Origin of the sequence: Shewanella cutis (genome assembly GCF_022410515.1) — a bacterium.
Taxonomy (GTDB): domain Bacteria; phylum Pseudomonadota; class Gammaproteobacteria; order Enterobacterales; family Shewanellaceae; genus Shewanella; species Shewanella cutis.
Map to the genome: position 1 here is coordinate 1,028,018 of NZ_JACSDI010000001.1, position 25,198 is coordinate 1,053,215.

The following is a 25,198-nucleotide window of genomic DNA, read 5'->3' on the forward strand; positions in this document are numbered from 1 at the left end:
GCTTTTTTATTGATTCCTACCCCAACGGAACACACTCCACGCCCCGCAGCGACTGACACAAGTGATATCGAGCTTGGTTCACTAGGATATAGCCCAACTTTTCCTGTAAGGAAAATATCGATGGTTCTATCACTTGACTGGCATCAATCACCAAGGAATGGATCGCCAAAAAGCGGTGTTGTCCATTGGTGCGATGGCTTATCTGCGATCGAGTTAAATCCATACAGGCATAACGATTAAGCACTTGCATCCCATAAAACTGCCGATTGATATTCCCCTGTGCATCACAAATTTCGGCGGGAATAAATTGAACCGCTTAACCTATAACATCTTGAAATTGCTCAACAAATGCTGCACTCACCAGCTCAGGTCCAAGGGTGGGTAAAATGTCGTATTGCGTTATCTCATCATCAAGAACATCTACTTCATAGTAAAAGGTGCCAACGCCATTCGAGGGTTGAGTCAAGGCATCAGCATAGGACTGTACATTTCGCTCGCCATACACAAAATACACATCTCGATGGTAAAAACTCTGCAATTTGTAAAATCGTTCCATCTTTACATCCTGTAATACCAATCACATTAAATATCTAATCAGTTCAGAGCCTCACAGGCATTTCAATCCAAGGCGCATTGACGCAGAAATGGTTATTCCCTTTTAAGTCAATGCAACACCGGAGTGGGATGCCTGTGTGGTTCCCAAAGGGCGGCTGATGTTCACTGTATGGCAACGCGCTTTATACTGCGTTTAAGGCTTTCTGACAGAGCACCACTATGCCTTCAAGCCTTCGCCTTGTCTAAAGCGCGTTGAATTCCCGCTGAATGAACAGATATTTAATACGATTGGTATAAGTCCACCTAAATCAACTATGTTGCCCTTAAAAAGTGAGTCAAAAACAAAGCCCCGTAAACGGGGCTGTGTTTTTGAATCTCAAATTGATTCTAAAGTGAATTAAAACGGGATATCGTCGTCCCAACCATCATCCAAATCTGGGGTGAAGTTTTGCTGTGGCTGCGGTGCTGGACGCTGCGCAGGAGCCGCTGGCGCTTGATACGCTGGAGCTGCTGGCTTAGGCGCATAACCGCCCTGTGGCTGAGCGTGAGGCTGCGCCGGTTGCTGACCATAGCTTTGTTGAGCTGGCTGCTGATTGTAGCCAGATTGAGGTTGTGGCGCTGGTGCTTGGTAAGCCGGAGCTGCTTGCGGTGCTGGCGCGTATTGGTTTTGCGCAGGTGCAGCTTGTTGTGGGGCTGATTGGTAACCCATGTTTTGTGGCATTCCGCCCATAGGAGCACCTTGGCCTTGACCTTGGTTACGGCTGCCCAGCATTTGCATGCTACCGCTTTGATCAATCACCACTTCCGTTGAGTAACGGTCTTGGCCACTTTGGTCTTTCCACTTACGGGTTTGCAATTTACCTTCGAGGTAAACCTGCGAACCTTTACGCAGATACTCACCCGTAATTTCAGCCAATTTGCCAAACAGAACCACACGGTGCCATTCAGTACGTTCTTGCTGTTGACCTTGTTGGTCCTTCCACGATTCGCTGGTCGCCACTGTGATGTTAGCGACTGCGTTACCGTTTGGCATGTAACGTACTTCTGGATCTTGTCCCAAATTGCCAACCAAAATTACCTTGTTAACACCACGACTGGCCATTGAAATCTCCTGCGATTCTTTAAATAATCTATTAATTCAGTATGTTGTTTATAATTGTTGCCGCAAGGGAAAAGCGGCTTCCCCAAATGCTACAGGCAATCTCACCTATTATTGAGCAGAGCCTAACACAGCTCGGGCTTCTCTTAAATCGAAATGCTCGTCAACCTTGAGATAAGCGACTTTCTCGTCCAACACGACAATCGCTTCGACCACGCCCATTAATTGCGACAATTGCGCCGCCATATCACGGGCTTGGTTTTTATCTTTTACCGCCGCTTCAAGGGTGTAACTCTTAAGCAGTACAGGATTTTTCATCCCTAAGGTGAGCAATAACCAAATGCCCATCAGTACCAGCGCGACAATAAACACCCCAACGGCACCGACTAATTGGAATGCACCACCACCGAGCATGCCGCCACAAAAAGCCCCTAAAAATTGGCTAGTCGAATAAACGCCCATTGCCGAGCCCTTTTCACCGACAGGGCAAAATTTGGCAATTAAGCTTGGTAATGAGGCCTCAAGGTAGTTAAAACCGGTAAAAAATAGCAGTACGGCCGCACTCAATACCCACAGGTTACTGGCAAAAATCGCCATCGCCGCAAGGGCAAACATCATAATGACTAAGGCAATTTGGAACATCGCCTTAGTGTTTTTACGCTTCACCCCAATAATGATTAACGGCACCATCAAAAAGAAAGCGCCCACAAAGGCGGGGAAATACAGCATCCAGTGTTTTTCTTTAACTAGGCCCGCATCGACTAAATCGAGTGGCAAGGCCACAAACACTGCGGTTAACACTAAGTGCAGAATAAAAATGCCTGCATTAAGCCTAAATAATTGCGGCTCAAAAAACATACGTTTGAGCTTAGCTGGAATCGCTAAAGTATCCCCTTTGGGTGCCTGGGTAATTGGATTAGGCACTAAAAACTGGATCAGCAACATTCCCAAAATTGCCAATAGCGCAGTTAACCAAAATAACCCAGCCAGCCCAAGATGCTGCGCGACAATAGGTCCGATTAACAATGAGAGAGCAAAAGAAAGCCCGATACACATGCCAATAATCGCCATGACTTTGGTACGCTGCTCATCCCGCGTTAAGTCCGCGGCAAGGGCCAATACAGCAGCGGCAATCGCGCCCATTCCTTGTACAGCTCGGCCAAATACAACTCCATAGATAGTTTCAGCATTGGCGGCGATGACACTGCCGATGGCAAACACCACTAACCCCGCGAGAATGACAGGTTTACGGCCATATTTATCGGATAAAATCCCCATGGGGATCTGCAAAACGGCCTGAGTTAAGCCATAGGCACCGATGGCGATACCCACCCAAAGGGGTGAAAAACCTTCTAGATGCTGACCATAAAGAGCAAAGACGGGCATGATCATAAACAAGCCCATCATGCGTAAACCAAATACACTGGCTAAAGAAAACGCGACTTTTTTCTCGGTGCTTGAAAGTCCGTTGTTACCCATGATTTTGCCTTGGATTGAAGTCTTTTAAGGGGCGCATGTTAACACACCCAAAAGCATTTGCTCAAAAGGAAAAACCGCCCTAAGCACTCATGTTAAATTGGCGGTACTCCCCCATCGCAGCGCGGTTAAAATGCCGTTGTAATACCCTTAGGGCTTTGTTTTAAAGACTTATCTAAAAGTCGATTAGCAACAAACAGTTAACTTGAACCTTACAGGTTCAGCCACGCGATTCCCCTTCCACGGATTAATCTTAGTTAATCCACAACGCTCCCCCCCGTCACAGTGATAGGTACACGGGCGGAGAAACGGAGATCACAGAATCGACTAAACTCAGCCGCCGAACTATGCGATACTGAGGCTCATTTTTTTAAGCATAAGACTTGAGCGATAGATGGATAAGATTGAAATACGCGGTGCACGAACCCACAATCTCAAAAATATCAACCTGACTATCCCAAGGGATAAGTTAATCGTTATCACAGGATTATCGGGATCAGGCAAATCCTCCTTAGCATTTGATACCTTATATGCCGAAGGCCAGCGACGTTATGTTGAGTCTCTTTCTGCTTACGCCCGCCAATTCTTAAGCTTGATGGAAAAACCTGATGTCGACCATATCGAAGGCTTAAGCCCTGCGATTTCCATCGAACAAAAATCGACTTCACATAACCCGCGCTCGACCGTGGGCACAATCACTGAGATTTACGACTATTTACGACTACTGTTTGCCCGTGTGGGTGAACCCCGCTGCCCTACTCACGGCCAGCCTTTAGCGGCTCAAACCGTAAGCCAGATGGTCGATAAAGTATTAGAAATGCCCGAAGATAGCCGCTTAATGCTTCTGGCCCCCGTAGTTAACGGACGTAAGGGTGAACACGTTAAATTACTCGAAGGCTTATCGGCTCAAGGTTATATCCGCGCCCGTATCGACGGCGAAGTCTGCGACTTAACTGATCCGCCAACCCTCGATTTACACGTTAAACACACCATCGAAGTGGTGGTCGATCGCTTTAAAGTCCGCAGCGATATCCAGCAGCGCCTCGCCGAATCCTTTGAAACCGCGCTCGAGCTCTCCGGCGGGATAGCCGTGGTCGCCAGTATGGATGAAGGCGCAACGGAAGAATTAATCTTCTCGGCCAACTTCGCCTGCCCGCACTGCGGTTACTCAATGGCCGAGCTTGAGCCACGGATTTTCTCCTTTAACAATCCAGCCGGTGCTTGCCCAACCTGTGATGGTTTAGGGGTACAACAGTTTTTCGACCCCGACAGAGTGATCACCAACCCTGAGTTATCCCTTGCTGGCGGCGCGATTCGCGGCTGGGATAGACGTAACTTCTATTACTTCCAGATGTTAAGTTCGCTGGCCGACCACTATAAGTTCGACGTCGAAGTCCCCTTCGAACAGCTATCGGATAAAGTCAGAAAAATCGTCCTCTACGGTTCAGGCAAAGACAGCATTGCCTTCAAATACATTAATGACCGTGGTGATGTGGTGGTGCGCAATCATCCCTTTGAAGGCATCTTAAATAATATGGACAGGCGTTATCGTGAGACCGAAAGTAACGCGGTGCGCGATGAGTTAGCCAAGTTTATCAACACCCAAGCTTGCCAAAGCTGTGGCGGCTCGCGTCTACGAGAAGAAGCCCGCCACGTGTTTATAGGCGATCTTAACCTGCCGAAACTGACTGTTTGGTCGATTGGTGAAGCCCTCGATTATTTTGACAAACTCGAGTTCACTGGCCAAAAAGCCCAAATTGCCGAAAAAATCCTCAAGGAAGTGCGCGACCGTTTAGGTTTCCTCGTCAATGTTGGCCTTAACTATTTAAGCCTATCGCGCTCGGCCGAGACCCTCTCGGGCGGTGAAGCGCAGCGGATTCGCTTAGCCAGTCAAATCGGTGCTGGGCTTGTCGGCGTGATGTATGTACTCGATGAGCCATCCATCGGTTTGCACCAGCGGGATAACGAGCGGCTATTGCAAACCCTGATCCACCTGCGGGATTTGGGCAACACTGTGATTGTGGTAGAGCACGATGAAGATGCGATTCGCATGGCGGATCATATTATCGATATCGGCCCTGGCGCTGGCGTGCACGGCGGCGAAGTGATTTGTGACGGCCCAATTGAGAAAATCATCGCCTGTGACGAGTCCGTCACTGGGCAGTACATTTCGGGTAAACGCAACATTCATATCAGCACTCCACGCACGCCGTTCGATCCCAAACAGGTGATTGAGCTCTATGGCGCCCGTGGTAATAACCTACGCAATGTGGATTTAACCATCCCAGTGGGATTATTCACCTGCGTGACTGGGGTATCGGGCTCAGGCAAATCGACCCTGATTAACGACACCTTCTTTAGAATTGCCCATAAGCTACTTAACGGTGCCACCGTTGACGAACCTGCACCCTATGATCGTATTGTCGGCATGGAACAATGCGATAAAGTCGTTGATATTGACCAAAGTCCGATTGGCCGCACACCGCGCTCTAACCCCGCGACCTATACTGGCATCTTTACCCCAATCCGGGAGATTTTTGCCGGAACGCAGGAATCCCGTACTCGCGGTTATCAGGTCGGGCGCTTCTCCTTTAACGTCAAAGGTGGCCGCTGCGAGGCCTGCCAAGGCGATGGTTTAATTAAAGTCGAAATGCACTTCCTGCCCGATGTGTATGTGCCCTGCGATGCCTGTAAGGGTAAACGTTATAACCGCGAAACCTTAGAAGTGCGTTATAAAGGCAAGAATATCCACGAAGTCCTGCAAATGACGGTGGAAGATGCGCGCGAATTTTTCGATGCCGTACCTGCGATTGCCCGTAAACTGCAAACCCTGATGGATGTGGGTTTGTCTTACGTGCGTTTAGGTCAGAGCGCGACGACGCTGTCGGGCGGTGAGGCGCAAAGGGTAAAACTGGCGAAGGAACTCTCCAAACGCGATACAGGTAAAACCTTGTATATCTTGGATGAACCGACCACGGGCCTGCACTTTGCCGATATCCAATTGCTACTGGATGTACTGCATCGACTCAAATCCCACGGCAACACGATTGTGGTAATTGAGCATAATCTGGACGTGATTAAAACCGCAGACTGGATTATCGACTTAGGCCCAGAGGGCGGCGGTGGCGGCGGAACTATCCTCGCCACAGGTACGCCAGAAGAAGTAGCGCAGCATCCGACGTCCCATACCGCGCGCTTCTTAAAGCCGCTGCTGGAGCGTGATGCACAGCTAACCAAACTGCAGTAGCGAACAAGATAAGGCTCGCAACCTAAAATAGCGCCTTGGAAAAACACAGCCAAGGCGCACTCCATCGAGGAGGATATGTTGTCAAAACATCACCCCAACTTAACCAGCTTAAGCCGAACCAATGTTATGCTGATCACCAGTTTAGGACTGATGCTATTAGCCCTCGCTATCGCGGCTATTGATCCAATTATCGGTCAGCCCACTCGTTTACAAGTTACCGTGTTAGATAGCACGGCAGAAAATAGCCTACTGGCATTACCCGATGGCCGAGTCACTACGCTTGACCAAGGTGGACTCACCAAAAATACTCAGGTAACCATATGCTCGCGCACGCATTTAGTCTCGGGATTGGAGCATTTCAATTTAAGCCCCCATCAAGAGGCGACGCTCTCCCCCGAGATCCACATCTTAGATTAGGGCCTATGCGCCCAAGCTAAATCCCTGTTAGGCTTAGGATTGATCATTCCTTCTGCCAGCCTTAAGGATAGCCATGGACAATGTAGCGCTAGCGCCTCCCCATCAGCTCGTCACAGCTGTTTATCAAAGCATACACAGGAGCTTATTGCGCATTTTAGCGATGGGCATGTGCGTGGGACTCACGGCCTGTGCCACTCAACAAGCTGAATACACTTGCTCTTCTGAGTCGATTCGACTGAATTGGGCCGCGCCAGCAGAACTTGAGCAAACAGTACAAACACTTAGCTCGGCAGAATTGATGGGGCGTAAAACCCAAACGGAAGGGGCTGCCAAGGCGCGCGATTATTTGAACCACCAGTTTCAGCAACTTGGGCTTAAACCTTGGGGAACAACCTTCGAGGTTCCCTTCGAATATTCCACCTTATTAACCCAAGAAGCGGGGATCAATATGGTCGCCCTAGCGCCTGCGCGCACCCCAAGTAATCAATGGCGCATTGTAGTCGCTCACTATGATCACCTCGGTATGACGGGTAGCAAGATTTACCTCGGCGCCGATGACAATGCCTCCGGCGTTGCTGCATTACTCGCCCTCGCCAACCACTGGCAAGAACAACAAATTGCCGCCCCAAACTCGCTCCCCAATATCAACTTAATGTTTGTCGCGACCGATGCCGAAGAGCCTGGACTGTTTGGCAGCACAGCCTTAGTGGAGCAACTCAAGCAGCGAATGCCTGAAGCGGAATTTGAACTGATGCTCAATCTGGATATGGTCGGGCATCCAAACCGCCCTTACGCCATTTACCTTGAGGGCAGCCGCTACTTTTATCAATTTCCCCAATTTAGGCCAATGCTAAACCAACACAATGGCCTTTGTATTAAACTCAGCCACCCCAAACCCGTGGGCAGAAGCATCCAGCGCACAGATTGGCTCAGAGCATCTGATCATTACGCCTTCCATAAGGCTAAGATCCCTTGGCTTTATTTTGGCGTCCCCACCCATCCGCAATATCATACGCCAGAGGATACGCCAGAAACCTTGGACTATGTTTTTCTCGCCGCGGTAACAGAATCTGCCTTTGAACTCATTAAACTCAATAGCAACTTTTTGAAAAACTAGCCGAAGTGGCGCGTTTCTTGCTCAGTTTTGGCAAAAAATGCACGTAAAACAGAGGATTTATCCTTATCCAGATTGGTAAAGTGGCTCAAATGCTGTTATAATCTGGCGTTTTCGGCGCGGGAAATCGACACGGGGTTGATTTTCTGTCTGTGAAACTTAAGCGCCAATCCGGGCGCATCCACAAGGCTACAACCCAATGTCATCCGATGAAAGAACTTTCCGTGAACTCGGCCTATCCGAGAATTTGTTGCGTGCTCTTGACGAGCTAGGTTACGAAAAACCAACGCCAATTCAATCAGCCAGTATTGATCCACTTATGGCTGGCAAAGATATTTTAGGTCAAGCGCAAACAGGTACAGGTAAAACTGGCGCCTTCGCGCTGCCGCTACTAAACAAAGTCACCAGCCAAACAACACCGCAAATCTTAGTACTCGCACCAACGCGTGAACTAGCGGTTCAGGTTGCTGAAGCATTCAGTAGCTATGCCAAATTTATGAAGAATTTCCATGTACTGCCAATTTACGGCGGTCAAAGCATGCAACAACAGTTGAATGCCCTTAAGCGTGGCCCGCAAGTGATCGTGGGTACACCGGGTCGTGTTATGGACCATATGCGCCGTGGCACTCTGAAACTGGAAACCTTGCAAGCCCTCGTTCTCGATGAAGCCGACGAAATGTTAAAAATGGGCTTTATCGATGATATCGAATGGATTCTGGAACACACTCCACCACAACGCCAACTTGCTTTGTTCTCGGCAACCATGCCAGAGCAAATTAAGCGCGTTGCTAACAAGCATTTAAAAGATGCGACTAACATCAGCATCGCTGCAAGCCACACCACCGTTGACTCAATCGAGCAACGTTTTGTGCAGGTGTCACAGCACAATAAATTAGAAGCCTTAGTACGCGTATTAGAAGTTGAAAATACTGAAGGTATTATCATCTTCGTTCGTACCCGTAACTCATGCGTTGAATTAGCTGAAAAACTTGAAGCCCGTGGCTATGCCTCATCACCACTACACGGTGATATGAACCAGCAAGCCCGTGAGCGCGCGGTTGAACAACTGAAAAACGGCAAGCTAGACATTCTGATCGCGACCGACGTTGCGGCCCGTGGTCTGGACGTTGAGCGTATCGGCCACGTAGTTAACTACGATATCCCTTACGATACTGAAGCTTACGTACACCGTATTGGTCGAACTGGCCGTGCTGGCCGTACTGGTATGGCGATTCTGTTCGTCACCAGCCGTGAAATGCGCATGCTGCGCACCATCGAGCGCGCAACCAACAGCCGTATTTCACCAATGAAAGTGCCAAGCCCAGAGACGGTTGCAGAACGTCGTTTGTCACGCTTAGGCGAGCAGCTCGCTCAAACCATGAACAACGATCTCGAGTTTATGCGCGAAGCAGTTGCTCAGTTATGCCAACAACTGGAAGTAGATACGGATCTGCTGGCCGCAGCCCTGCTGCACCAAGTACAGCAAGAGCGTCCACTGCAATTACCTGCGATTCAAGAGCGTGTTCGCGATGAGCGCAGCGACCGTGGCGCTGACCGTGGTGAACGCCGTAGCCGTGAATCACGTCCAATGCCAGCAAGCTTGGGCAGCGCTGAAGCGTTAAAAGACAATCCAGACCTGAAAATGTGCCGTTATGTGATTGACGTAGGTCGTGAAAATGGCGTAGGTGTAGGCAATATCGTTGGCGCTATCGCAAACGAAGCCAATATCGACAGCCGTTATATCGGTGCAATCCAACTTTATGATTCAGTGACCACTGTTGACCTGCCAGACGGCATGCCAAAAGATGTACTACAACACCTGAAGAAAGTGCGCGTGTGTGGTAAGCCATTGAATATCCGTGAAGCTGGCGACCAAGTCTTTGTTGACTCTGGCCGTGGCGCCCGTAGCGACCGTCGTCCACGTAGCGACCGCCCAGTGGGTGATCGCAAGCCACGTGCAGCGTCTGGTGACAAGCCGTTTGCTGACCGCAAACCACGTTCAGACAAGCCTGCAGGCGAGCGTAGACCACGCAAACCACGCGAAGAGTAATCCGCAAACCTAAACCCTTAGGTCAAGCGCATTAAAACAATCGCATTAAAACAATCTCATTAAAAAAGGAGCCTCGGCTCCTTTTTTGTTATCCAATATTTTCCAAATTAACTCATACTTGGCCCAAATTAACTTGCACTTAAGCCAGTATGTCTATTAGTGTCGGCGTAATCTTTAGCAATGCAATTAGTATATTTCGATGAAAAAAGCCTTTAATGCTGGCCTGTTATCCGCCTTTGTCGCCCCTGGCAGCGGCCATTTTTACCTAAAACATAAACGTACTGCACTGGTGTTTTTTAGCTTAGCGGTCGTGAGCCTTGTGCTGCTACTCATGCAAATCTATCAAGTGGCGCAAGTGATCGCCTTAGATATTCAAAACGGCACCTTACCGCTTGATATCGCCGTGATTTCTGCCGAAATCACCCAACAAACCCAGACCACAATTGCCAATGCCAATGAGCTGCTCTATGGCTTTTTACTCTGCTGGTTAGTGGCATTAGCCGACAGTATTCGGCTTGGGCTTAAACAAGATAAGCAAGATAAGCTGGACACACACAGCAACCGCTAAATATCTTCTGACTCTTAGCGAGGCCGTAGCGATAAAAGCGACGTTGATATTGACCGAACATTTTTAATCAATTGAAATATTGGATATTCGCTTTTAACGGCTGCGGTAATAACACCATAAACAGTCAAGATGAGTGATAATATGTTAACTGAGCAACAACACAATTTTATCCTAAGTGAAGTGTCACAACCCGTGATTGCTATTGCCCGCGAGGTTAATTTTGCCGAGCGCTATGCCTCCATGTTAGCGCGCTTTCCTAAGCTCCCTGGCGATTTTAATCCTAAGGTGCCGTCCGAGCGTCAACAGGCGCTGGTTGCCCAGTTCCCTTACCCGATCCGCTTTTACACAAGTGAGGGGGGATATTACAAGCTAAATGCGAAAAAGTTCGCCTACCCACATATGAGGCTTATGATGGAGATGCTGCAGTGGGTAGTGTTTAACTTTAACCTATGGCGTGAAGATAAGCGCATCGGTGGTGGCTCCTATCAACAGATTGCCGTGGCGGAGCGGTTAGCACGAGGTGAAGAGATTGACTGGGATAACGACTGGCGTACACAACACCAGCCATGGTGCTATAACGAAGATCAATTACAGACGGTGCTAACAGAAAGTTTTGCCCTATTTGATGACCTTTGTAAGCAATTACCTAAATAGTCACTTGAATTAATTGAGATATAGGCGGCTAAACAGGTTAACCGCCAAGGCATAAATTATTTAGGCCATGCCTTAATCAGGCTGTGGTAGCAAGAGACCAGTAAATCCGCCGCTTGGGCATAGTCGGGCACCTCTTCTGGGCAGTAGAGGGCGCAGCGACTACCGGCATTTTGCGCGGTTTGCAGATCGAATAGATAATCCCCCACATACAAGATATCTGCCGGATTCAACTGCCATTGCTCGCAAATCAAGTGGATCCCCTGCGGGTGAGGTTTAGGCTCGGCATCGTAACGGGTCAGCACTAAAGGGATATCAATACCGAGTTTTTCGATGGTGATTTTGGCCGCCTCGGGCATATTGCGGGTCAAAATCGCCAGCGGCAGTTGTCTTGCCTTTAAAAACGCAATCAGCGCCTGCGCACCTTCAATCCAGCTCGCTTGGCGCGAGCTGGCAAGCTCGTAGTCATGGACAATTTCCAGCGCCTGCATCTTGGCCATAGTGGTCTCAAGGCTATGGATATGCTCGAGAATATCGGTACCCGATCCAATACCTAATGCCGCTCTTAAGCCTTTAAAGTCAGGGTTTGAATGGGCAAGCGTACCGTCGAGATCGAAGATAACCCCGCGGATCTGTTCTAATTCAATATCGGTCAGGCGTGTGATCACTAGGATACCTATTCAGCTGCCAGTTAAATGGGTTGTAAACGTCTCGCGCGGCGCTGGCGATACAGGGGCAGCAACTGCACCACCATCACAGAGACAATAATCACACCTATGCCAAAGAGCGATAAAGCATCTAACTCATCGGCCTTAAACACGTCAGGCCACCAACCGATACTCACCACTAACGCCGTTGCGCTAAAGCTAAATACTGGCGTTAACGCCAACATGGCGCTCACCTGCGCCGTCGGCCAATACTTCATCGATTGCCCAAAACAGCCATAGGCAATCAAGGTATTGGCGGCACAAAACAGCGCCACTTGCCAGTCAAAGCTATCCATTTGCGCAAATTGGCTAAAGTCGCTAAAGGGCGCCATCGCCAAAATACCTAAGGCATATATAACCAAGAGTACGTTGGCGGGGGACAAACGGTTCAACAGTGACTTTTGCAGCAGTGCGTAGGTGGTCCATGACAATGCCGAAAACTGCACTATCATCACCCCAAGCCAGATCTCATGGTTATCGGTGGCAGAAAAATCTAAATAGGGATGGAAAAACATCAACATCCCTAAAGCTAAGCTAGCAAAACAACTGAGCTGCACCGCATTGAGGCGCTCTTTAAAAAACAACACGCCACCAAAGGCGAGGAAAAATGGCGAGGTTTGAAAATTAAGCTGCGCCGCGCCCGGGGCTAAATAGTCGAGGGAATAAACGAATGACACATAGTTAAGCATTAAAAACAGTCCGGCGAGGATAAGCCTGAGCCAAACCTTGGCATCGAGCGCCGTAAACTGCTTTAAACTGCCCGCGCTCCACTGCACCAAAATACTGACGATGAGCGCCACCAAAAACCGGAACCAAGTCAACGTCACCGGGTCGATAAAACTCCCCGATAGCTTAAGTGCTATAGGTAAAATCCCCCAAAACAGCACGGCAACAGAAATAAACAATAACCCCAATTGAGCATGGTTATTTGCCAAGGGGCCTGAATGGCTTTGATTCACGGGTAAGTTCCAGTAATACAGCAGGAAAGGAGAGCCATTCTGGCACCGCACCGCGCCAAGATCTAGCGTAAGCAACGATTTAACCCTGAGTTGGATTGGATACTTTCGCTGACAAGCCTGAGTTCACATCCGCGATACAGGTAAAGTTTTTGGAGACAAGTTTTATCAAGCCTTTGTAAATACAAAAAGGTATATTGAGCACAATTTCTCTTTTGGCCCAGATTGGATTTATAGAGTCAATTGATACCTTATGTGCACATTTATTGCGGCATAAACCACTCTGTATAAGTCTTTAAAAATAAGTCAGTTAGGATAAAAAATGTCACCAATAGATACTAAAGCACAGCTTGAGTCCATTAACGCTGCGGCACAAGCACTCGCGCAACGTCGCGCCAAGGGTGAAGCGGACGCCCTGTTAGAAGAAGCGTTAAGGCCCAAGGATTTCCCTCAGGCCTTTGCCATACAACAAGCCATTGCCCAGCAGTTTAGCGCCCAAGGCAACCCGATTGCGGGTTGGAAGTGCCTTCTCCCCACGGCAGAAAAAACCGTGGTAGCCCCTATCTATCAACAAGATGTGTATCTGCAAACCGCCGAGTGTCCGCTTTATCCTTCAAGCAAAGGACTTGCCCGTGTCGAACCCGAGCTCGCCTTTGAAATCGGCAACGATTTACCGCCACGAGCCACACCCTATTCAGAAGCCGAAATCGACGCCGCCCTAGGTAAAACCCGCCTCGCCTTAGAACTGATCAAAAGTCGCTACCAAAACCCCAGCGAAGCTAATCATTTGGACGCCCTCGCCGATGGTTTGGTCAATCAAGGTTTATGGTTAGGGCCCGAACTGCTTGCAACAGCCGAGATAGAAACAAGCCATTTTGCCCTAAGCGTTGCAATTGCCCATAACGACCAGCAACAGGGTGAAGCACTGCAAAAAGCGGCGGTTCATCCAAATGGTTTCGCTAAGGCTGGACTCTACTGGTTAGTCAACTTTTTATCCGCCCAAGGGATTGGCTTAAGCCGAGGACAATATGTGATCACAGGCTCCTATGCTGGGGTATTAGATCTGCCGCTCAATCAGCACTGCCAGTTCCACTACGGCGAGCTAGGCCAATTTGGTTTGCGGTTTGTAGAGAAAGTAATGAAATAAGTCGCGCAATAAATCCTGTTAAATCAATCGACGGCTTAGAGATAAGCCTCTCTTGGCTTATCTCTAATACCAATCACATTAAATATCTAATCAGTTCAGAGCCTCACAGGCATCTCAATCCAAGGCGCATTGACGAAGAAATGGTTATTCCTTTTAAGTCAATGTAACACGGGAGTGAGATGCCTGTGAGGCTCCCGAAGGGCGGGATTGAACGTGCTTTATACTGCGTTTAAGGCTTTCGACAGAGCGCCACTATGCCTTCAAGCCTTCGCCTTGTCTAAAGCCCGTTTAACTCCCGCTGAATGAACAGATATTTAATACGATTGGTATAACACCAGCCAAGTGAGCCATAGCCGAAAACAAACTTGTATCATGGCGGAAACATTTGTACTATCCAAGAGAACTAAATATAAGGATATACAAGATGTTATATGGAAAAATATTACCTCTAGCCAGTCTATTGGCCTTAACTTTAAGCACATCGTTACCCTTAAATGCCTCGGAAAACAGCTTTTCCCAAGCCTACAGTGACTACCAAGCCGCACTCAAACAAGGTGATAACGCCCAAATAGAAGCCAGTGCCAAAAGGGCCTTCGAACTAGGTGAAGCTAAATATGCCAAGGACAGTGTCGACTTAGCGAACCTCGCCATGAACTGGGCTGGTGCAATAGAGAAGCAAGTCGCCCCTTACCCATTTGAAGAAAAGAATTTGCCAAAAACAGCTAAGGCGAATGAGTTATATCAACTCGCATTAAGCAATTATAAAAAGCATTACGGCGAACATGCAGCTGAGCTTATCGACCCGCTACTCGGCGCAGCAGAAACCGCGCCTAAGCTGGCTGTGGCGAAAGGGCTTTTTGAAGATGCTATTGAAATTGCTGAAAAAACAGCAAATAAAAAGCTGTTGGCGAATATAAAAATGGCAGCCTTTGCTCGCCTCAGCAACACAGAATTGTACACTGCTAAGGTAAGAGACTATGCCTTCGAGGCCTATGAAACTTACAAAGAAATCCTGCCCGAAAATGCCCTCGACAGAGTCAAAGCCACCTATGTAGTGGGTGCAGTTGAATATGCCGAAAAGCATGATGACAACGCGATTCCGTTGCTTTTAGAAGTGGTTAAGCAATTTGATGCCCTTAACTTTAGCCATCCCTATGCCTTAAGCGCCCATGCTTATCTAGTCGAACTGTATGAGCGCCAAGGAAAGCGTGACGAGTCCACCGCCCACTGTATCGCCATCGGCAAAATGCGCCCTTGGGCCGACACACAGGAACAGCAACCGCTGTTTCGTACGGAACCCAAATATCCTAAGTCCTACCTCATACAACGTAAAAGCGGCTATGTGACCCTTAACTTCACTGTTGATGAGATGGGATTTGTGAAAAATCCTGAAGTGCTCGAATCCAAAGGCGGTGTGCTATTTGAAAAATCCACACTGAAAATGATCGAAGAATGGCGCTATGCCCCTAAGTTTGAACATGGCAAGCCCGTGGCAGCACAAACGACTGTGCGTATAGACTATTTCACTGATAAGTCTTAATCAGTTACTTCACCTCATATCCCAGCCCATCGCCTAATCCCGATGGGCTGTTTTTATCTTCTGAAGCAACTGAAGCAGTTAGCTCGCGCTTTATCCGGCTTAAACAAGCTTCACATATACAAGCCGTCGCTGGTTGCGATAATAGTTGCGCTAACTTATCAGCACTTAGCCCTACTGCATCGCCTGTCGATAACCCCACCACCAAATCGCCAGATAGTAATTGAGTCAGCTTAGGAAACGCCTGCTTAGCACACCAACAGTCACTGATATCTGCCCCAAGAGTCATGGCACACTGATTCGCCCCTTGGCATAAAGGGCAAAGCTGCGCGGCATTGAACTGAGGTTCGGGTAAGGGCTGAGGCACGGTAATCCTTATGGCATCGGAGTGATAACGCAGAAATAATAATGGTTTTTTGCAACTCAAGCTGAGTTGATTTGCACCAAGGTTAGACTTTATAGCTTTCCAAACTACGTTTGAATGCTTTAGTTGAAAAGTCGTAGGGCTTCAATATCGATGCTGTTTAGCACAATGCAATATTGATTGCGGCCTTACGGCCGAGGTGAATCAAAGTCGTGGGGCTTTACCCCACACCCGATAATAATGCTGGTTTGTTTAGCGTTTTAATTGGCAAGGTTATCGCTGTAAGTATGTGAATCATTGCGGCCTTTGGTCGAGATAAGTCAAAGTCGTGGGTCTTCAACCCACACCCGACCAAGGAGGACTGCTCGTCCTATCCTCCTTGCCTATTGTTTTCACATCAGCCAAGACGCCCCTAACGGAGTTGAAAGCCCCTTGGGCATTAAGCGTCCTTATGCTATCGCGTCAGACGCTCGTCCCTGATTCGACTGACGCTATCTCGGCATCCATGCCTCGCTCACGCAACGAACGCAAATGCCCTGCGGCAACTCCGAGGGGATGGTGAACTCCTATTACTGCTGTGCTGGCAGTAAACCCGGAAAGAGTTATTCCTGTCCGATCTTTCTCACCCAAAAATCTGTGCCTGTCCCGACTTTTCCACTGATTTTCTGGACTAAAGAATCACCGATTTTCATTTCCGCTTCGTCTATCCAGACTTTGATACCGTGAGCATCTATATCCCTGGCGAGCTTTCTAACGAAAGCTTTGTCTTTATGATTGTGACTTAGGAATACACTTGGTTGCATGATTTTTTTCCTTACTGTCTAACGCCCGCCTAAGGGGCTGGCAACGCATTACCATTAAACTCAAACGCGACAACCGTAACCACCGCGGCTCATTGGGACTGGAAACACAACGCGTTGACAGTCCCTCTTGAGGCGTTTGTTATGTTTCAATCTTCCCAAACTTGTAAGTTACCACTACGCCATAACTCACCGTCCCAAGAAAGTACATCATCGAGATATTTACACATAGGGTGCTGACGGTAACGAGGAGAATAATCTTTCTTATACCATCTATTAATTAAGGTTATTGGCTTTGGTAAAGATAATTTTTTTCTCTCATTTAATTCTGGCTGCCAGAAGTAAATTATTATGGATTCTGCCATTTCTAAAAAATATCTAGAAACTTCATCAGGATATTTAACCTCTCCAATCCAAAACTCCTTGTCTCGGTTAATTTCATGAACTTTGTGGTGATTTTTCAACCTACCAATGAAAGTTCCCTCAGTAATACCGCAATATTGAATCGTTGCTTCTCGTTCATATTTCAATTTCCCTGTAGCAAGATAAAGGCCGTTTTCCCAGTCAGGATTACTTTCTATCTCTTCATAAGAAAAGGGGCCACGCCAATCAACAATAACTGTAGTATGAGAACTCATGATCACTCCTAATGAAACATAACAGTGTATTACCTGCTCTTCTAATAAACCCCAACACGAATAGGGTTAGACATGGGAATAAACGAGTAAATAAGTTAATTATGACAATAAGTTAGCATCAGTTTCAGTGGGCTATCAACATTTTTCATCCAAAAAAATCGCGACCTTATTTACCGAGAAGCATTTTGGCGCGGTAAATAGTATTAGGCAAAGTGAAAGAGTAATAATTTCAGTTAATTGCATAAACATCCAAGCAAATATGAAAGATGGGACAGGCACAAATCTTTAGGACTAACAGCTAACACTAAGGCAACAGAAGTTCACCTTCCCCTGCGAAGTTGCCGCGGGGCGTTGGAATAAATTGCGTGAGTCCGGACATGGATGTCCGGCTAGCTTTCGTAGGTACAGGGGCGAATGAAAGTCGGTGATTTTCGAGCTTATGAGCGAGAGGCAGGGACTGCCGAACTGGAGTGCTTTACATGGATGTAAAGCGAGCCTTCGGAAGCGATAGCAATTTATCCATAAGACCAAGGCTAGTAATCAATGCATGTAACTTCGCTAGGGGCGTCTTGGAGAATCCAAGGGCGAAGGCCAGCGGCCGTTTTGAGCGCGAGATAGGGATATCGAGCTGGCAGTTTAACATGGACGTTTTTGATAGGACGAGCAGTCCTCCTTGGTCGACTCTTTATTAAAAAATCAGGGGGTGAAGCCCCACGACTTTGATCCACTTCGGTCGTTAGGCCGCAATAACTCATATACCTACAGCGATAACCTTGCCAATTTAGAAATATGGGGCAGGAAAGATGGGACAGGCACAAATCTTTAGGACTAACAGCTAGCACCAAGGCAACAGAAGTTCACCATCCCCTGCGAAGTTGCCGCGGGGCGTTGGAATAAATTGCGTGACTCCGGACATGGATGTCCGGCTAGCTTTCGTAGGTACAGGGACGTTGCCTTCGGAAGCGATAGCAATTTATCCATAAGACCAAGGCTAGTAATCAATGCATGTAACTTCGCTAGGGGCGTCTTGGAGAATCCAAGGAGGATAGGACGAGCAGTCCTCCTTGGTCGGGTGTGGGGTGAAGCCCCACGACTTTGATTCACTTCGGCCGTAAGGCCGCTATGACTCACATATTCACAGCGATAACATTGGCAATTCAAACACCAAAAGGCGATTTAATAAGCCTCCCAGCCAGTTACTCACCTTACTTAATAACGCGAGCACTGAATGAGAGCGACTCAACTAAGACTTTTTCGGAAACACTGGATAAGAGGCGGTGCCAAGCACTTTGCCATCGATGTCGACACCGTAGTAATCATTGTCGTTATGGTATTTTTCCTGCGCTTGTTTCACATCGCCCTTATTGCGGGGGTCCTGTGGCCGTTCATGGGAGTTGATGTAAGCGGCAACGTCCCAAGCTTGTTGGTTAGTCAACTGCATACTCTTACCGAAAGGCATATTTTCATAAATGAAAAATGCAGCAGTATTGACCCTGTGCATCCCCGCGCCCCAGTTGTAACTCATTGGGCCCCATAATGGTGGCAGAGAGTAAACACCAGCAATTGCTTGGCCTTGACCATCGGCGCCATGGCACGCTTGGCAGTGGGCGGTATACACGGCTTTGCCGCGCTCGGGTGAGAACGCAAGTTCTGGTTTTGGGATCTCAGGATAACCACGACCTGGTAAATTCGCGCGTTGCTCCACTGTCATGGCTTTGGCTAGGGCGTCTGGCAGCGAGAAATCCTCACGTTTGGCGCCTTTTACCAATTCGGCATCGCTAAGTTCTGGCACTGGACCATCGAGGTTCGCCGCATCCATTAAACCACTCATCCCTAACCAGTAGGCATAGGCCGATAGCGCAACCAGTTCGGGGCTGCCCGCAGCGGGGGCTTTACCATTCATCGAATAGTTAAAGCAGCCTTGTATCCGCTCTTGAAAGGTATTTACTTTATCGTCTTTTTTACGATACGCGGGATAGGCAAAATAGGCGCCCCATACCGGTGACGCATTCGCCTTACGGCCCGCATCCATATGGCAGTTGGCGCAGTTAAGTTCGTTACCCACATACTTATCTCTTAACTGCTGGGTATTCACAAATAACTGATAACCCAAGCGTACTTTATCGCCAAAGGCACCTTCGGGAATCGCGCTTAAGGGTCTAGGCGTAAGATAGGTTTGATCAGGATTTTTAGGGACTGAGGGCAATGGCGCCTGTTTATCAGGTAACTCTTGCGCCGCTTGCACTTGAGTTGTCAGCACGCCCATGGCGGCCAATAGTAAGATGGCAGAAGATTTCATGGCCGGCTCCTTATTTCAAATTCGCAAAGTAGTTCGCTAAGGCATCCACCTCGGCGGCGGTCAGCTTGTTAGCCACATTGGCCATCATGCCGTCCACATCTCCCTTACGTGTGCCAGCTTGCCACGCCAACAGTTGCGTCTTGATATAGCTGGCCTGCTGACCCGCTAAACGCGGGAACAAACCGCCACCTAATCCAGAGGGGCCATGGCATGTGACACAGGCTGGTAAGCCGCGAGACCAATCACCTTGATAGGCTAAGCGCGCAGTATCGTCGCTAAAGGTCACCTGCTCACCACGGATCACTGGTTTAACCTCAGTCTTAGGAGATTTGGCGGAGAAATAACTCGCCACTTGCTCAATGCCATCACCTTGCAGTGTCATCGCCATCGGCATCATGGTCGCATTTTGGCGCACACCTGCCTGAAAATGTTGTAATTGGGTGGTGATATATTCTTTAGAGAGTCCGGCCAAGCGAGGGCCAAGTGGCTCAATGCCCTCACCTTCGACGCCGTGGCAGGTCACGCAGATTTGTCCCGCTGGCTGGATTGTTGCCGTGTTAGCGATGGCGACAGAGGTCAAGGCACAGCCGCTAATGAGCGCGATGCCTTTTGCTAATGTTTTAATTTTATTATTCATTTTCTATCCTTGAACAAACCTTGAGTCACACGAAAACGCTTGAAAAACCGCGTTAACGGCTAAAACAAGGTCGTTAAAAAAGAGATAATTGAGTGGTGCGTTCTACGTTTAGCCCACACTAAACGCATCAAAACACCATACTCCTTGCACGGAAGCGGAACAAGCATTAAAAAAATCTAATATTAACACTTTAGTAACCAAATCGGGTCGCTTCAAAGCTATTCAATAACTTATGCAGCAGATAACAGAGGAATAAGGTCGCCACTATCGCCACAAAAATGCTGCTCACCCGATACAGGGCACTAAAAATTAAGTCGTTACCTGGGGTTAAGTATTGGCCAAACAAAATCCCTAACGTCGTCATAGCACCAAACCCCACACCTGAGCCGCTCGCCTCTTTTACATGGGCCTGCGCAAACAACATTAAGCCAAGCCACAGCAGCGGCACAATCAGGATCAACAATCCTGACCAATCGTAGAGAAAGAGTTGCACCATCACCCCAAAAGACACCCCAAGCAAGGTGCCAATGGCACGTTTACGGGCATAATCCAACGCCCCGTTCCAATGCATGGGGAATAAAAGTAGCAAGGTGGTTGCCTGCGCCGACATCGAATCACGCAGATCGAAAATCTGAAACACTAAGAAAGAGAGCGTGGCAATGCTGGCACCGAGCAACGCCTCATGGCGCATCCGATGCGGCGCCTTAGGGCCGGGTTGATAGGCGGCGCGAGGTTCAACATCCGGCCAAAGTGCAGTCATTAAATAGGCGATGATGACTGATAGCCCTGTCGCCCAAAAGTTACTAAAAATCAGATCATTCAGATCTGTGCCCGGATAGCTAGCAAAGTGCAGCATAATGCTTAAACTCAGCACGCCATTGGCACCAAACAGAAACAGGCTACCGCGGGACATCGCCGCAAAACGATACAAAAACAGCAGAAAGACAATCGGTGTCATCATGCCTGGGTGGCTACCGAAGAAGCCTCCGAGCAGGCCGACTTCAAGCCCCGCAATGGCAGATGATGCCAATAATTGCCTTACCGCATGGCCACTTATCACAGGGACTAAACCCAGTAATAACATTGGGGTTACAGTAAAAAACACCCCATTACTCCAACCAAAGAGCTTACACAGGGTAAAACCAATGGTACCGCCAGTGGCAATGCGCAAGCACTGGCGTAAATCATTGGCGGTTAATGGGCTGTGGCGTAACAACATGCAAATTGCCTTGATATTAATAGATGTAATGGAGCAGGCTAATGACCTTAATCTGCACCTTGGCTAGCAGGCTAAATAGCGTATTGTCGGGCAGCAATTGCACTGTGGCGCGCGCCCCTGCGGGTAGGTTATTCATTGCACTGTTGTCTGACACACTGTCATCTAAGACTAAATGCAGTCTTAAGCGCTGCGCATCACGCACCCAACGGTCTGACTCCTGCGGCGCGGCTAAACGACCATTGGCATCAAACTGCCCCGCACTCACCCCTGCATCGACACTGCTCACTTGGGCGTGATACAAACGACCAGGCTCACCGTCAAAGGCAATTAATGCGGGATAAGCAGCATTCACACCTCGTAAGGTTTTTTCGCGAAAATCGGCAATAATATCCAATTTATCAGAGACTAAGGCGAGTAGTGGTTGGCCCACAGCGGCAAAACTGCCCACTTCAAGTTGCAGGTTGGTCACCACCCCATCTTGGTCGGCACGGATTTGGGTGTAAGACAGATTCAGCTCAGCTTGCTCTAACGCATTCATCGCTTGGCGAACTCTAAGGTTATCTTCGCCATAGAGACCACGGCTCACTTTGAGTTTATCGAGGCGAGCATTAGCGGCTAACACATTCGCCTCGGCGGCCGCCGCATCACTATCGGCTTGATCACGCAACTGCTGCGAAACCCCATGGGTCGCATAAAGTGCATCTAAACGTTTGGCCTCGCGGCGTTTTTGTTGTGCAGTCGTCGCACTCGCATTCACTTCTGCTTTAGCGGCTAAGAGTGCAGCATCAAGTTCGGCATTATCCTGACGCACTTGTTCTAGGGCCAATTTGGCATGTGACACAGCCAACTCAAAGGGTGCAGGATCGACTTGAAACAGTAAATCGCCTTTGGCGACCACTTGGTTATTTTTCACATTAATCGTTTGAATCTTGCCGCTGATCTGTGGAGTCACCTTAGTCACTACACGGGTTGCCATAGCCTGTGGGGTTAATGGCATCATAGTGTCGGCAAACATAAAATAGCCAAACACGGCCACAAAACCGAGCATAGCGATTTTGACAAGACGGGCAAATTGTTGATCCGGTGTCATCTTATTTCTCACTCAAGAATATCTGTGCTCTTAGCCAACTTGGCTAAGGCGTTTTCACTAATTAGGCTAATGATGCGTTCAAACTCGCCAAGCTCAGCGGCGCTAATGCCCGCTAATAATTCACCGCGCACATGGATAATCCGCGCTTCTACTTGCTTTAATACGTCTTTACCAGCGGGTGTTAGCGACACGATTCGGGCGCGCTTATCTTTAGTGCAGCAATGACGCTCGACTAAACCTTGCTCCTCAAGCTGCCCTAAGGTACGCATTAATGAAGCCAATTCAATTTCTAGCGCATCCGCCAACACCTTTTGGCTCATGTTGTCACCTAGACGCAATAACTTCCACAATGCGGTCCAACGAGGATGGGTTAACCCAAGTGGTGCTAATTCCACATCCGCCACGGTACGCCATAAGCGGTGCAGGCGACCTAAATGTTCCGCGAGGGATAACTCCTTTAAGCGCTCGAGTTCTTTATACATGATGCTTACCCATTTACTTAGCCTGCTAAGCATTATACTTAGTTAGCAGGCTAAGTAAATATTTTCTGCTCAGAAAAGATCTGTGCACGCAGCCACGAAATCCGCAAAAAACCGAAAAACAACTGAAAAAGGTTCACCCGCTCGCAAATATAAAAAGCAGTATCTCTATAATATTCAAAAAGATATTTAGACAGGCATACGAATACTGGGAGGTTTACTGTGAAGAATTTAAACATTAGCACTCGGATAGTGTTAGGCATCAGCCTACTGCTATTTGCGGTGATGAGCTTTATCATGCCGCTGGTGCTATCGGAATTCAGTCGCCAAATAAGGGAGTCTGAGCAACGGGAATTACATAAGTTATACGAAACCGCGGTGGCAAATATCGTCTCATCGGGACAAAGAGCGCAGGCGATGGCAACCTTAATCTCACTCACACCTGAGATCCAAAGTAACTTTGCCGAGCGCGACCGTGAAGCACTACTTCAACGCACCCAACCGCTATTTACGCGCCTTAAACAAGATTTTGCCGTGCAGCAATTTCAGTTTCACACCCCACCCGCGACCTCGTTTTTACGCCTGCATCGCCCTGAAAAATTTGGTGATGACCTCACCGCAATCCGTAAAACCATTGTCGAAACCAACACTCAAAAGCAGCCCCTCAGCGGCTTAGAATACGGAGTTGAAGGCTTAGGTATCCGCGGTCTCGTGCCGATGAATTACCAAGGACAACATACGGGCTCGGTGGAGTTTGGTATGTCATTTGGCCAGCCCTTCTTCGACAATTTTAAAAATGCCTACCAAGCAGAGATAACTCTTTTGCTGCCTAAGGATGGCAACTTTGTCCCCTTTGGTGGCACCTTTACCACCGACACCAGCGCCTCCAGCGAACTCAACAAGGTAATGCAAGGTACTGAAGTGATTCGCACCATCGATTTAGACGGCAAGAGTTACGCCCTGTATCGCCATGGGATGAAAGACTACTCTGGCAAAACCTTTGGTGTGCTCGATATTGCACTGGACAGAAGCCATTCTGAGCAAGCGATGTCCGATATTCGCTTTAAACTCATCATGATAGGCTTTATCGCCTTCCTAATTGGCACCGCGATTGCCTGGTTTATCGCCAAGAGCATTACCCGCCCAATTGCCGAAACAACCAATGCGCTCAATGACATTGCCGAGGGTGAAGGCGATTTAACCCGCCGGATTGAAGTGAAGAGTAAAGACGAAATTGCGCAGCTTGCACTCGCCTTTAACCGCTTTGCTGAGAAGATCCACGCGACTGTTGCTCAAGTCTCTGACTCTACCAGCTTACTGGCGACATCGGCCGAAGAAATGTCTGCCATTACCCATGAAACTCAGCAAATGGCAAAACGGCAACACCTCGAGACCGAACAAGTCGCCACCGCCATGAATGAAATGGCGGCAACAGTACAAGAAGTTGCCCACAATGCGACTGATGCCGCCGACGCAGCAACCCACGCCAGCGAGTCAACTGAGCATGGCAAGTTGCTGGTTGAAAAGGTCATTTCGACTATAAGTCTGCTGGCGGATGAAATAGCCCATGCCGCCACGGCCATCAACGAACTTGAGCGTAATACCGCGCAGATTGACTCGGTATTAGTCGTTATCCGTAATATTGCCGATCAAACCAATTTGCTCGCCCTCAATGCCGCCATTGAGGCCGCCCGTGCGGGTGAACAAGGCCGTGGTTTTGCGGTGGTGGCAGATGAAGTACGTACGCTCGCCAGCCGTACTCAAGCTTCAACCAGCGAAATTCAGCAGATGATTGAAGCCTTGCAACAGAGTGCCAAATCCACCGTCAGTACCATGAATACCAGTACCGCCACCACGCAAAACTGTGTTTCGTTGGTGCACGAGGCGGGGGAAGCGCTCGAAGCCATTACCCAAGCCGTATCCACCATTAGTCAAATGAACATTCAAATAGCTAGCGCTGCCAACGAGCAATGTGCTGTGTCGGCGGAAATCAATAAAAACGTCAATAATATTAATGATATTACGACCAATGCCACCGAGAGTGCCGAGCAAACGGCGCGGGCAGGAGACGAGTTAGCACAGTTGTCGATGCGCTTAACCACACTTCTCGCTCAGTTTAGGATTTAGGATTTAGGATTTAGGATTTAA

The 25,198-nt window shown here is 48.5% G+C and carries 23 protein-coding genes and 1 pseudogene; 10 read left to right on the forward strand and 14 right to left on the reverse strand.

Features of this window, described 5'->3' with window-relative positions:
* Positions 1-16: 16 nt before the first annotated feature.
* Positions 17-304: a hypothetical protein gene (locus H9J30_RS21735; RefSeq protein ID WP_427915898.1), complete on the reverse strand. Its 288-nt coding sequence runs from the start codon at positions 302-304 to the stop codon at positions 17-19.
* A 12-nt stretch (positions 305-316) separates the two neighbouring features.
* Positions 317-556, reverse strand: coding sequence for a hypothetical protein (locus tag H9J30_RS04610; protein WP_240129930.1), 240 nt, complete (start codon positions 554-556; stop codon positions 317-319).
* 168 nt (positions 557-724) lie between these two features.
* Here H9J30_RS04610 and H9J30_RS04615 point away from each other — a divergent pair.
* Positions 725-956, forward strand: a pseudogene (locus H9J30_RS04615) (hypothetical protein).
* Here the strand turns inward: H9J30_RS04615 and ssb are convergent.
* Complete coding sequence (gene ssb / locus H9J30_RS04620) at positions 953-1,657, reverse strand: single-stranded DNA-binding protein (protein ID WP_240129931.1); 705 nt, start codon at positions 1,655-1,657, stop codon at positions 953-955. The pseudogene H9J30_RS04615 and the gene ssb sit on opposite strands and share 4 nt — an antisense overlap.
* A gap of 108 nt (positions 1,658-1,765) precedes the next feature.
* Positions 1,766-3,133: an MFS transporter gene (locus H9J30_RS04625; RefSeq protein WP_240129932.1), complete on the reverse strand. Its 1,368-nt coding sequence runs from the start codon at positions 3,131-3,133 to the stop codon at positions 1,766-1,768.
* A gap of 391 nt (positions 3,134-3,524) precedes the next feature.
* Here H9J30_RS04625 and uvrA point away from each other — a divergent pair, with 391 nt between their 5' ends.
* The 6 genes from uvrA to H9J30_RS04655 all read left to right on the forward strand — a co-directional run bounded on the left by uvrA (position 3,525) and on the right by H9J30_RS04655 (position 11,180).
* Complete coding sequence (uvrA, locus tag H9J30_RS04630) at positions 3,525-6,377, forward strand: excinuclease ABC subunit UvrA (protein WP_240129933.1); 2,853 nt, start codon at positions 3,525-3,527, stop codon at positions 6,375-6,377.
* 75 nt (positions 6,378-6,452) lie between these two features.
* On the forward strand, positions 6,453-6,794 hold the full coding sequence (locus H9J30_RS04635; protein ID WP_240129934.1) for a hypothetical protein: 342 nt from the start codon (positions 6,453-6,455) through the stop codon (positions 6,792-6,794).
* A 73-nt stretch (positions 6,795-6,867) separates the two neighbouring features.
* Positions 6,868-7,911 (forward strand): M28 family peptidase, encoded by a 1,044-nt coding sequence (locus tag H9J30_RS04640; RefSeq protein ID WP_240129935.1) that lies wholly within the window; start codon positions 6,868-6,870, stop codon positions 7,909-7,911.
* Positions 7,912-8,107: 196 nt separating this feature from the next.
* Complete coding sequence (locus H9J30_RS04645) at positions 8,108-9,958, forward strand: DEAD/DEAH box helicase (RefSeq protein ID WP_240129936.1); 1,851 nt, start codon at positions 8,108-8,110, stop codon at positions 9,956-9,958.
* Positions 9,959-10,157: 199 nt separating this feature from the next.
* The gene (locus H9J30_RS04650; RefSeq protein WP_240129937.1) at positions 10,158-10,526 is read left to right on the forward strand and encodes a hypothetical protein; all 369 of its coding nucleotides are present in this window, start codon (positions 10,158-10,160) and stop codon (positions 10,524-10,526) included.
* A gap of 129 nt (positions 10,527-10,655) precedes the next feature.
* On the forward strand, positions 10,656-11,180 hold the full coding sequence (locus H9J30_RS04655; RefSeq protein WP_240129938.1) for a hypothetical protein: 525 nt from the start codon (positions 10,656-10,658) through the stop codon (positions 11,178-11,180).
* Between the two features lie 56 nt (positions 11,181-11,236).
* On the opposite strand, the gene H9J30_RS04660 is transcribed toward H9J30_RS04655, so the two are convergent.
* Together H9J30_RS04660 and H9J30_RS04665 are read right to left on the reverse strand one after the other, a co-directional pair.
* On the reverse strand, positions 11,237-11,845 hold the full coding sequence (locus H9J30_RS04660; RefSeq protein ID WP_240129939.1) for an HAD family hydrolase: 609 nt from the start codon (positions 11,843-11,845) through the stop codon (positions 11,237-11,239).
* 23 nt (positions 11,846-11,868) lie between these two features.
* On the reverse strand, positions 11,869-12,843 hold the full coding sequence (locus H9J30_RS04665) for a DMT family transporter (protein WP_240130073.1): 975 nt from the start codon (positions 12,841-12,843) through the stop codon (positions 11,869-11,871).
* Positions 12,844-13,162: 319 nt separating this feature from the next.
* Here H9J30_RS04665 and H9J30_RS04670 point away from each other — a divergent pair, with 319 nt between their 5' ends.
* On the forward strand, positions 13,163-13,987 hold the full coding sequence (locus tag H9J30_RS04670) for a hydratase (RefSeq protein WP_240129940.1): 825 nt from the start codon (positions 13,163-13,165) through the stop codon (positions 13,985-13,987).
* Between the two features lie 424 nt (positions 13,988-14,411).
* Positions 14,412-15,527 carry an energy transducer TonB gene (locus H9J30_RS04675; protein WP_240129941.1) on the forward strand — a complete coding sequence of 372 codons (1,116 nt, stop codon included), beginning with the start codon at positions 14,412-14,414 and terminating at the stop codon, positions 15,525-15,527.
* A 4-nt stretch (positions 15,528-15,531) separates the two neighbouring features.
* Here the strand turns inward: H9J30_RS04675 and H9J30_RS04680 are convergent, their stop codons facing one another.
* The 8 genes from H9J30_RS04680 to slyA form a co-directional block, all read right to left on the reverse strand.
* Complete coding sequence (locus tag H9J30_RS04680; RefSeq protein WP_240129942.1) at positions 15,532-15,891, reverse strand: cysteine-rich CWC family protein; 360 nt, start codon at positions 15,889-15,891, stop codon at positions 15,532-15,534.
* A gap of 599 nt (positions 15,892-16,490) precedes the next feature.
* Positions 16,491-16,691 carry a toll/interleukin-1 receptor domain-containing protein gene (locus tag H9J30_RS04685; protein WP_240129943.1) on the reverse strand — a complete coding sequence of 67 codons (201 nt, stop codon included), beginning with the start codon at positions 16,689-16,691 and terminating at the stop codon, positions 16,491-16,493.
* Between the two features lie 146 nt (positions 16,692-16,837).
* On the reverse strand, positions 16,838-17,326 hold the full coding sequence (locus H9J30_RS04690; RefSeq protein WP_032481653.1) for a hypothetical protein: 489 nt from the start codon (positions 17,324-17,326) through the stop codon (positions 16,838-16,840).
* A 1,243-nt stretch (positions 17,327-18,569) separates the two neighbouring features.
* Positions 18,570-19,625: a c-type cytochrome gene (locus H9J30_RS04695; protein WP_240129944.1), complete on the reverse strand. Its 1,056-nt coding sequence runs from the start codon at positions 19,623-19,625 to the stop codon at positions 18,570-18,572.
* Positions 19,626-19,635: 10 nt separating this feature from the next.
* The gene (locus tag H9J30_RS04700; protein WP_240129945.1) at positions 19,636-20,262 is read right to left on the reverse strand and encodes a c-type cytochrome; all 627 of its coding nucleotides are present in this window, start codon (positions 20,260-20,262) and stop codon (positions 19,636-19,638) included.
* Between the two features lie 190 nt (positions 20,263-20,452).
* On the reverse strand, positions 20,453-21,481 hold the full coding sequence (locus tag H9J30_RS04705) for a DUF2955 domain-containing protein (protein WP_240129946.1): 1,029 nt from the start codon (positions 21,479-21,481) through the stop codon (positions 20,453-20,455).
* 16 nt (positions 21,482-21,497) lie between these two features.
* Positions 21,498-22,571, reverse strand: a complete 1,074-nt coding sequence (locus tag H9J30_RS04710; RefSeq protein WP_037422534.1) for an HlyD family secretion protein — start codon at positions 22,569-22,571, stop codon at positions 21,498-21,500.
* A gap of 8 nt (positions 22,572-22,579) precedes the next feature.
* Entirely contained in the window at positions 22,580-23,053 is a 474-nt protein-coding gene (slyA, locus tag H9J30_RS04715) for a transcriptional regulator SlyA (protein WP_240129947.1), read from the reverse strand.
* A 219-nt stretch (positions 23,054-23,272) separates the two neighbouring features.
* On the opposite strand from slyA, the gene H9J30_RS04720 reads away from it, so the two are divergent.
* Positions 23,273-25,177: a methyl-accepting chemotaxis protein gene (locus H9J30_RS04720; protein WP_240129948.1), complete on the forward strand. Its 1,905-nt coding sequence runs from the start codon at positions 23,273-23,275 to the stop codon at positions 25,175-25,177.
* Positions 25,178-25,198 lie beyond the last annotated feature (21 nt).

Coding starts and splice junctions, on each gene's coding strand:
- H9J30_RS04705 (WP_240129946.1), bottom strand. CDS start 21,481: ATGTTGTTACGCCACAGCCCATTAACCGCCAATGATTTACGCCAGTGC.
- H9J30_RS04610 (WP_240129930.1), bottom strand. CDS start 556: ATGGAACGATTTTACAAATTGCAGAGTTTTTACCATCGAGATGTGTAT.
- ssb (WP_240129931.1), bottom strand. CDS start 1,657: ATGGCCAGTCGTGGTGTTAACAAGGTAATTTTGGTTGGCAATTTGGGA.
- H9J30_RS04645 (WP_240129936.1), top strand. CDS start 8,108: ATGTCATCCGATGAAAGAACTTTCCGTGAACTCGGCCTATCCGAGAAT.
- H9J30_RS04710 (WP_037422534.1), bottom strand. CDS start 22,571: ATGACACCGGATCAACAATTTGCCCGTCTTGTCAAAATCGCTATGCTC.
- H9J30_RS04655 (WP_240129938.1), top strand. CDS start 10,656: ATGAGTGATAATATGTTAACTGAGCAACAACACAATTTTATCCTAAGT.
- H9J30_RS04650 (WP_240129937.1), top strand. CDS start 10,158: ATGAAAAAAGCCTTTAATGCTGGCCTGTTATCCGCCTTTGTCGCCCCT.
- H9J30_RS04695 (WP_240129944.1), bottom strand. CDS start 19,625: ATGAAATCTTCTGCCATCTTACTATTGGCCGCCATGGGCGTGCTGACA.
- uvrA (WP_240129933.1), top strand. CDS start 3,525: ATGGATAAGATTGAAATACGCGGTGCACGAACCCACAATCTCAAAAAT.
- H9J30_RS04700 (WP_240129945.1), bottom strand. CDS start 20,262: ATGAATAATAAAATTAAAACATTAGCAAAAGGCATCGCGCTCATTAGC.
- H9J30_RS04670 (WP_240129940.1), top strand. CDS start 13,163: ATGTCACCAATAGATACTAAAGCACAGCTTGAGTCCATTAACGCTGCG.
- H9J30_RS04675 (WP_240129941.1), top strand. CDS start 14,412: ATGTTATATGGAAAAATATTACCTCTAGCCAGTCTATTGGCCTTAACT.
- H9J30_RS04640 (WP_240129935.1), top strand. CDS start 6,868: ATGGACAATGTAGCGCTAGCGCCTCCCCATCAGCTCGTCACAGCTGTT.
- H9J30_RS04690 (WP_032481653.1), bottom strand. CDS start 17,326: ATGAGTTCTCATACTACAGTTATTGTTGATTGGCGTGGCCCCTTTTCT.
- slyA (WP_240129947.1), bottom strand. CDS start 23,053: ATGTATAAAGAACTCGAGCGCTTAAAGGAGTTATCCCTCGCGGAACAT.
- H9J30_RS04685 (WP_240129943.1), bottom strand. CDS start 16,691: ATGCAACCAAGTGTATTCCTAAGTCACAATCATAAAGACAAAGCTTTC.
- H9J30_RS04635 (WP_240129934.1), top strand. CDS start 6,453: ATGTTGTCAAAACATCACCCCAACTTAACCAGCTTAAGCCGAACCAAT.
- H9J30_RS04625 (WP_240129932.1), bottom strand. CDS start 3,133: ATGGGTAACAACGGACTTTCAAGCACCGAGAAAAAAGTCGCGTTTTCT.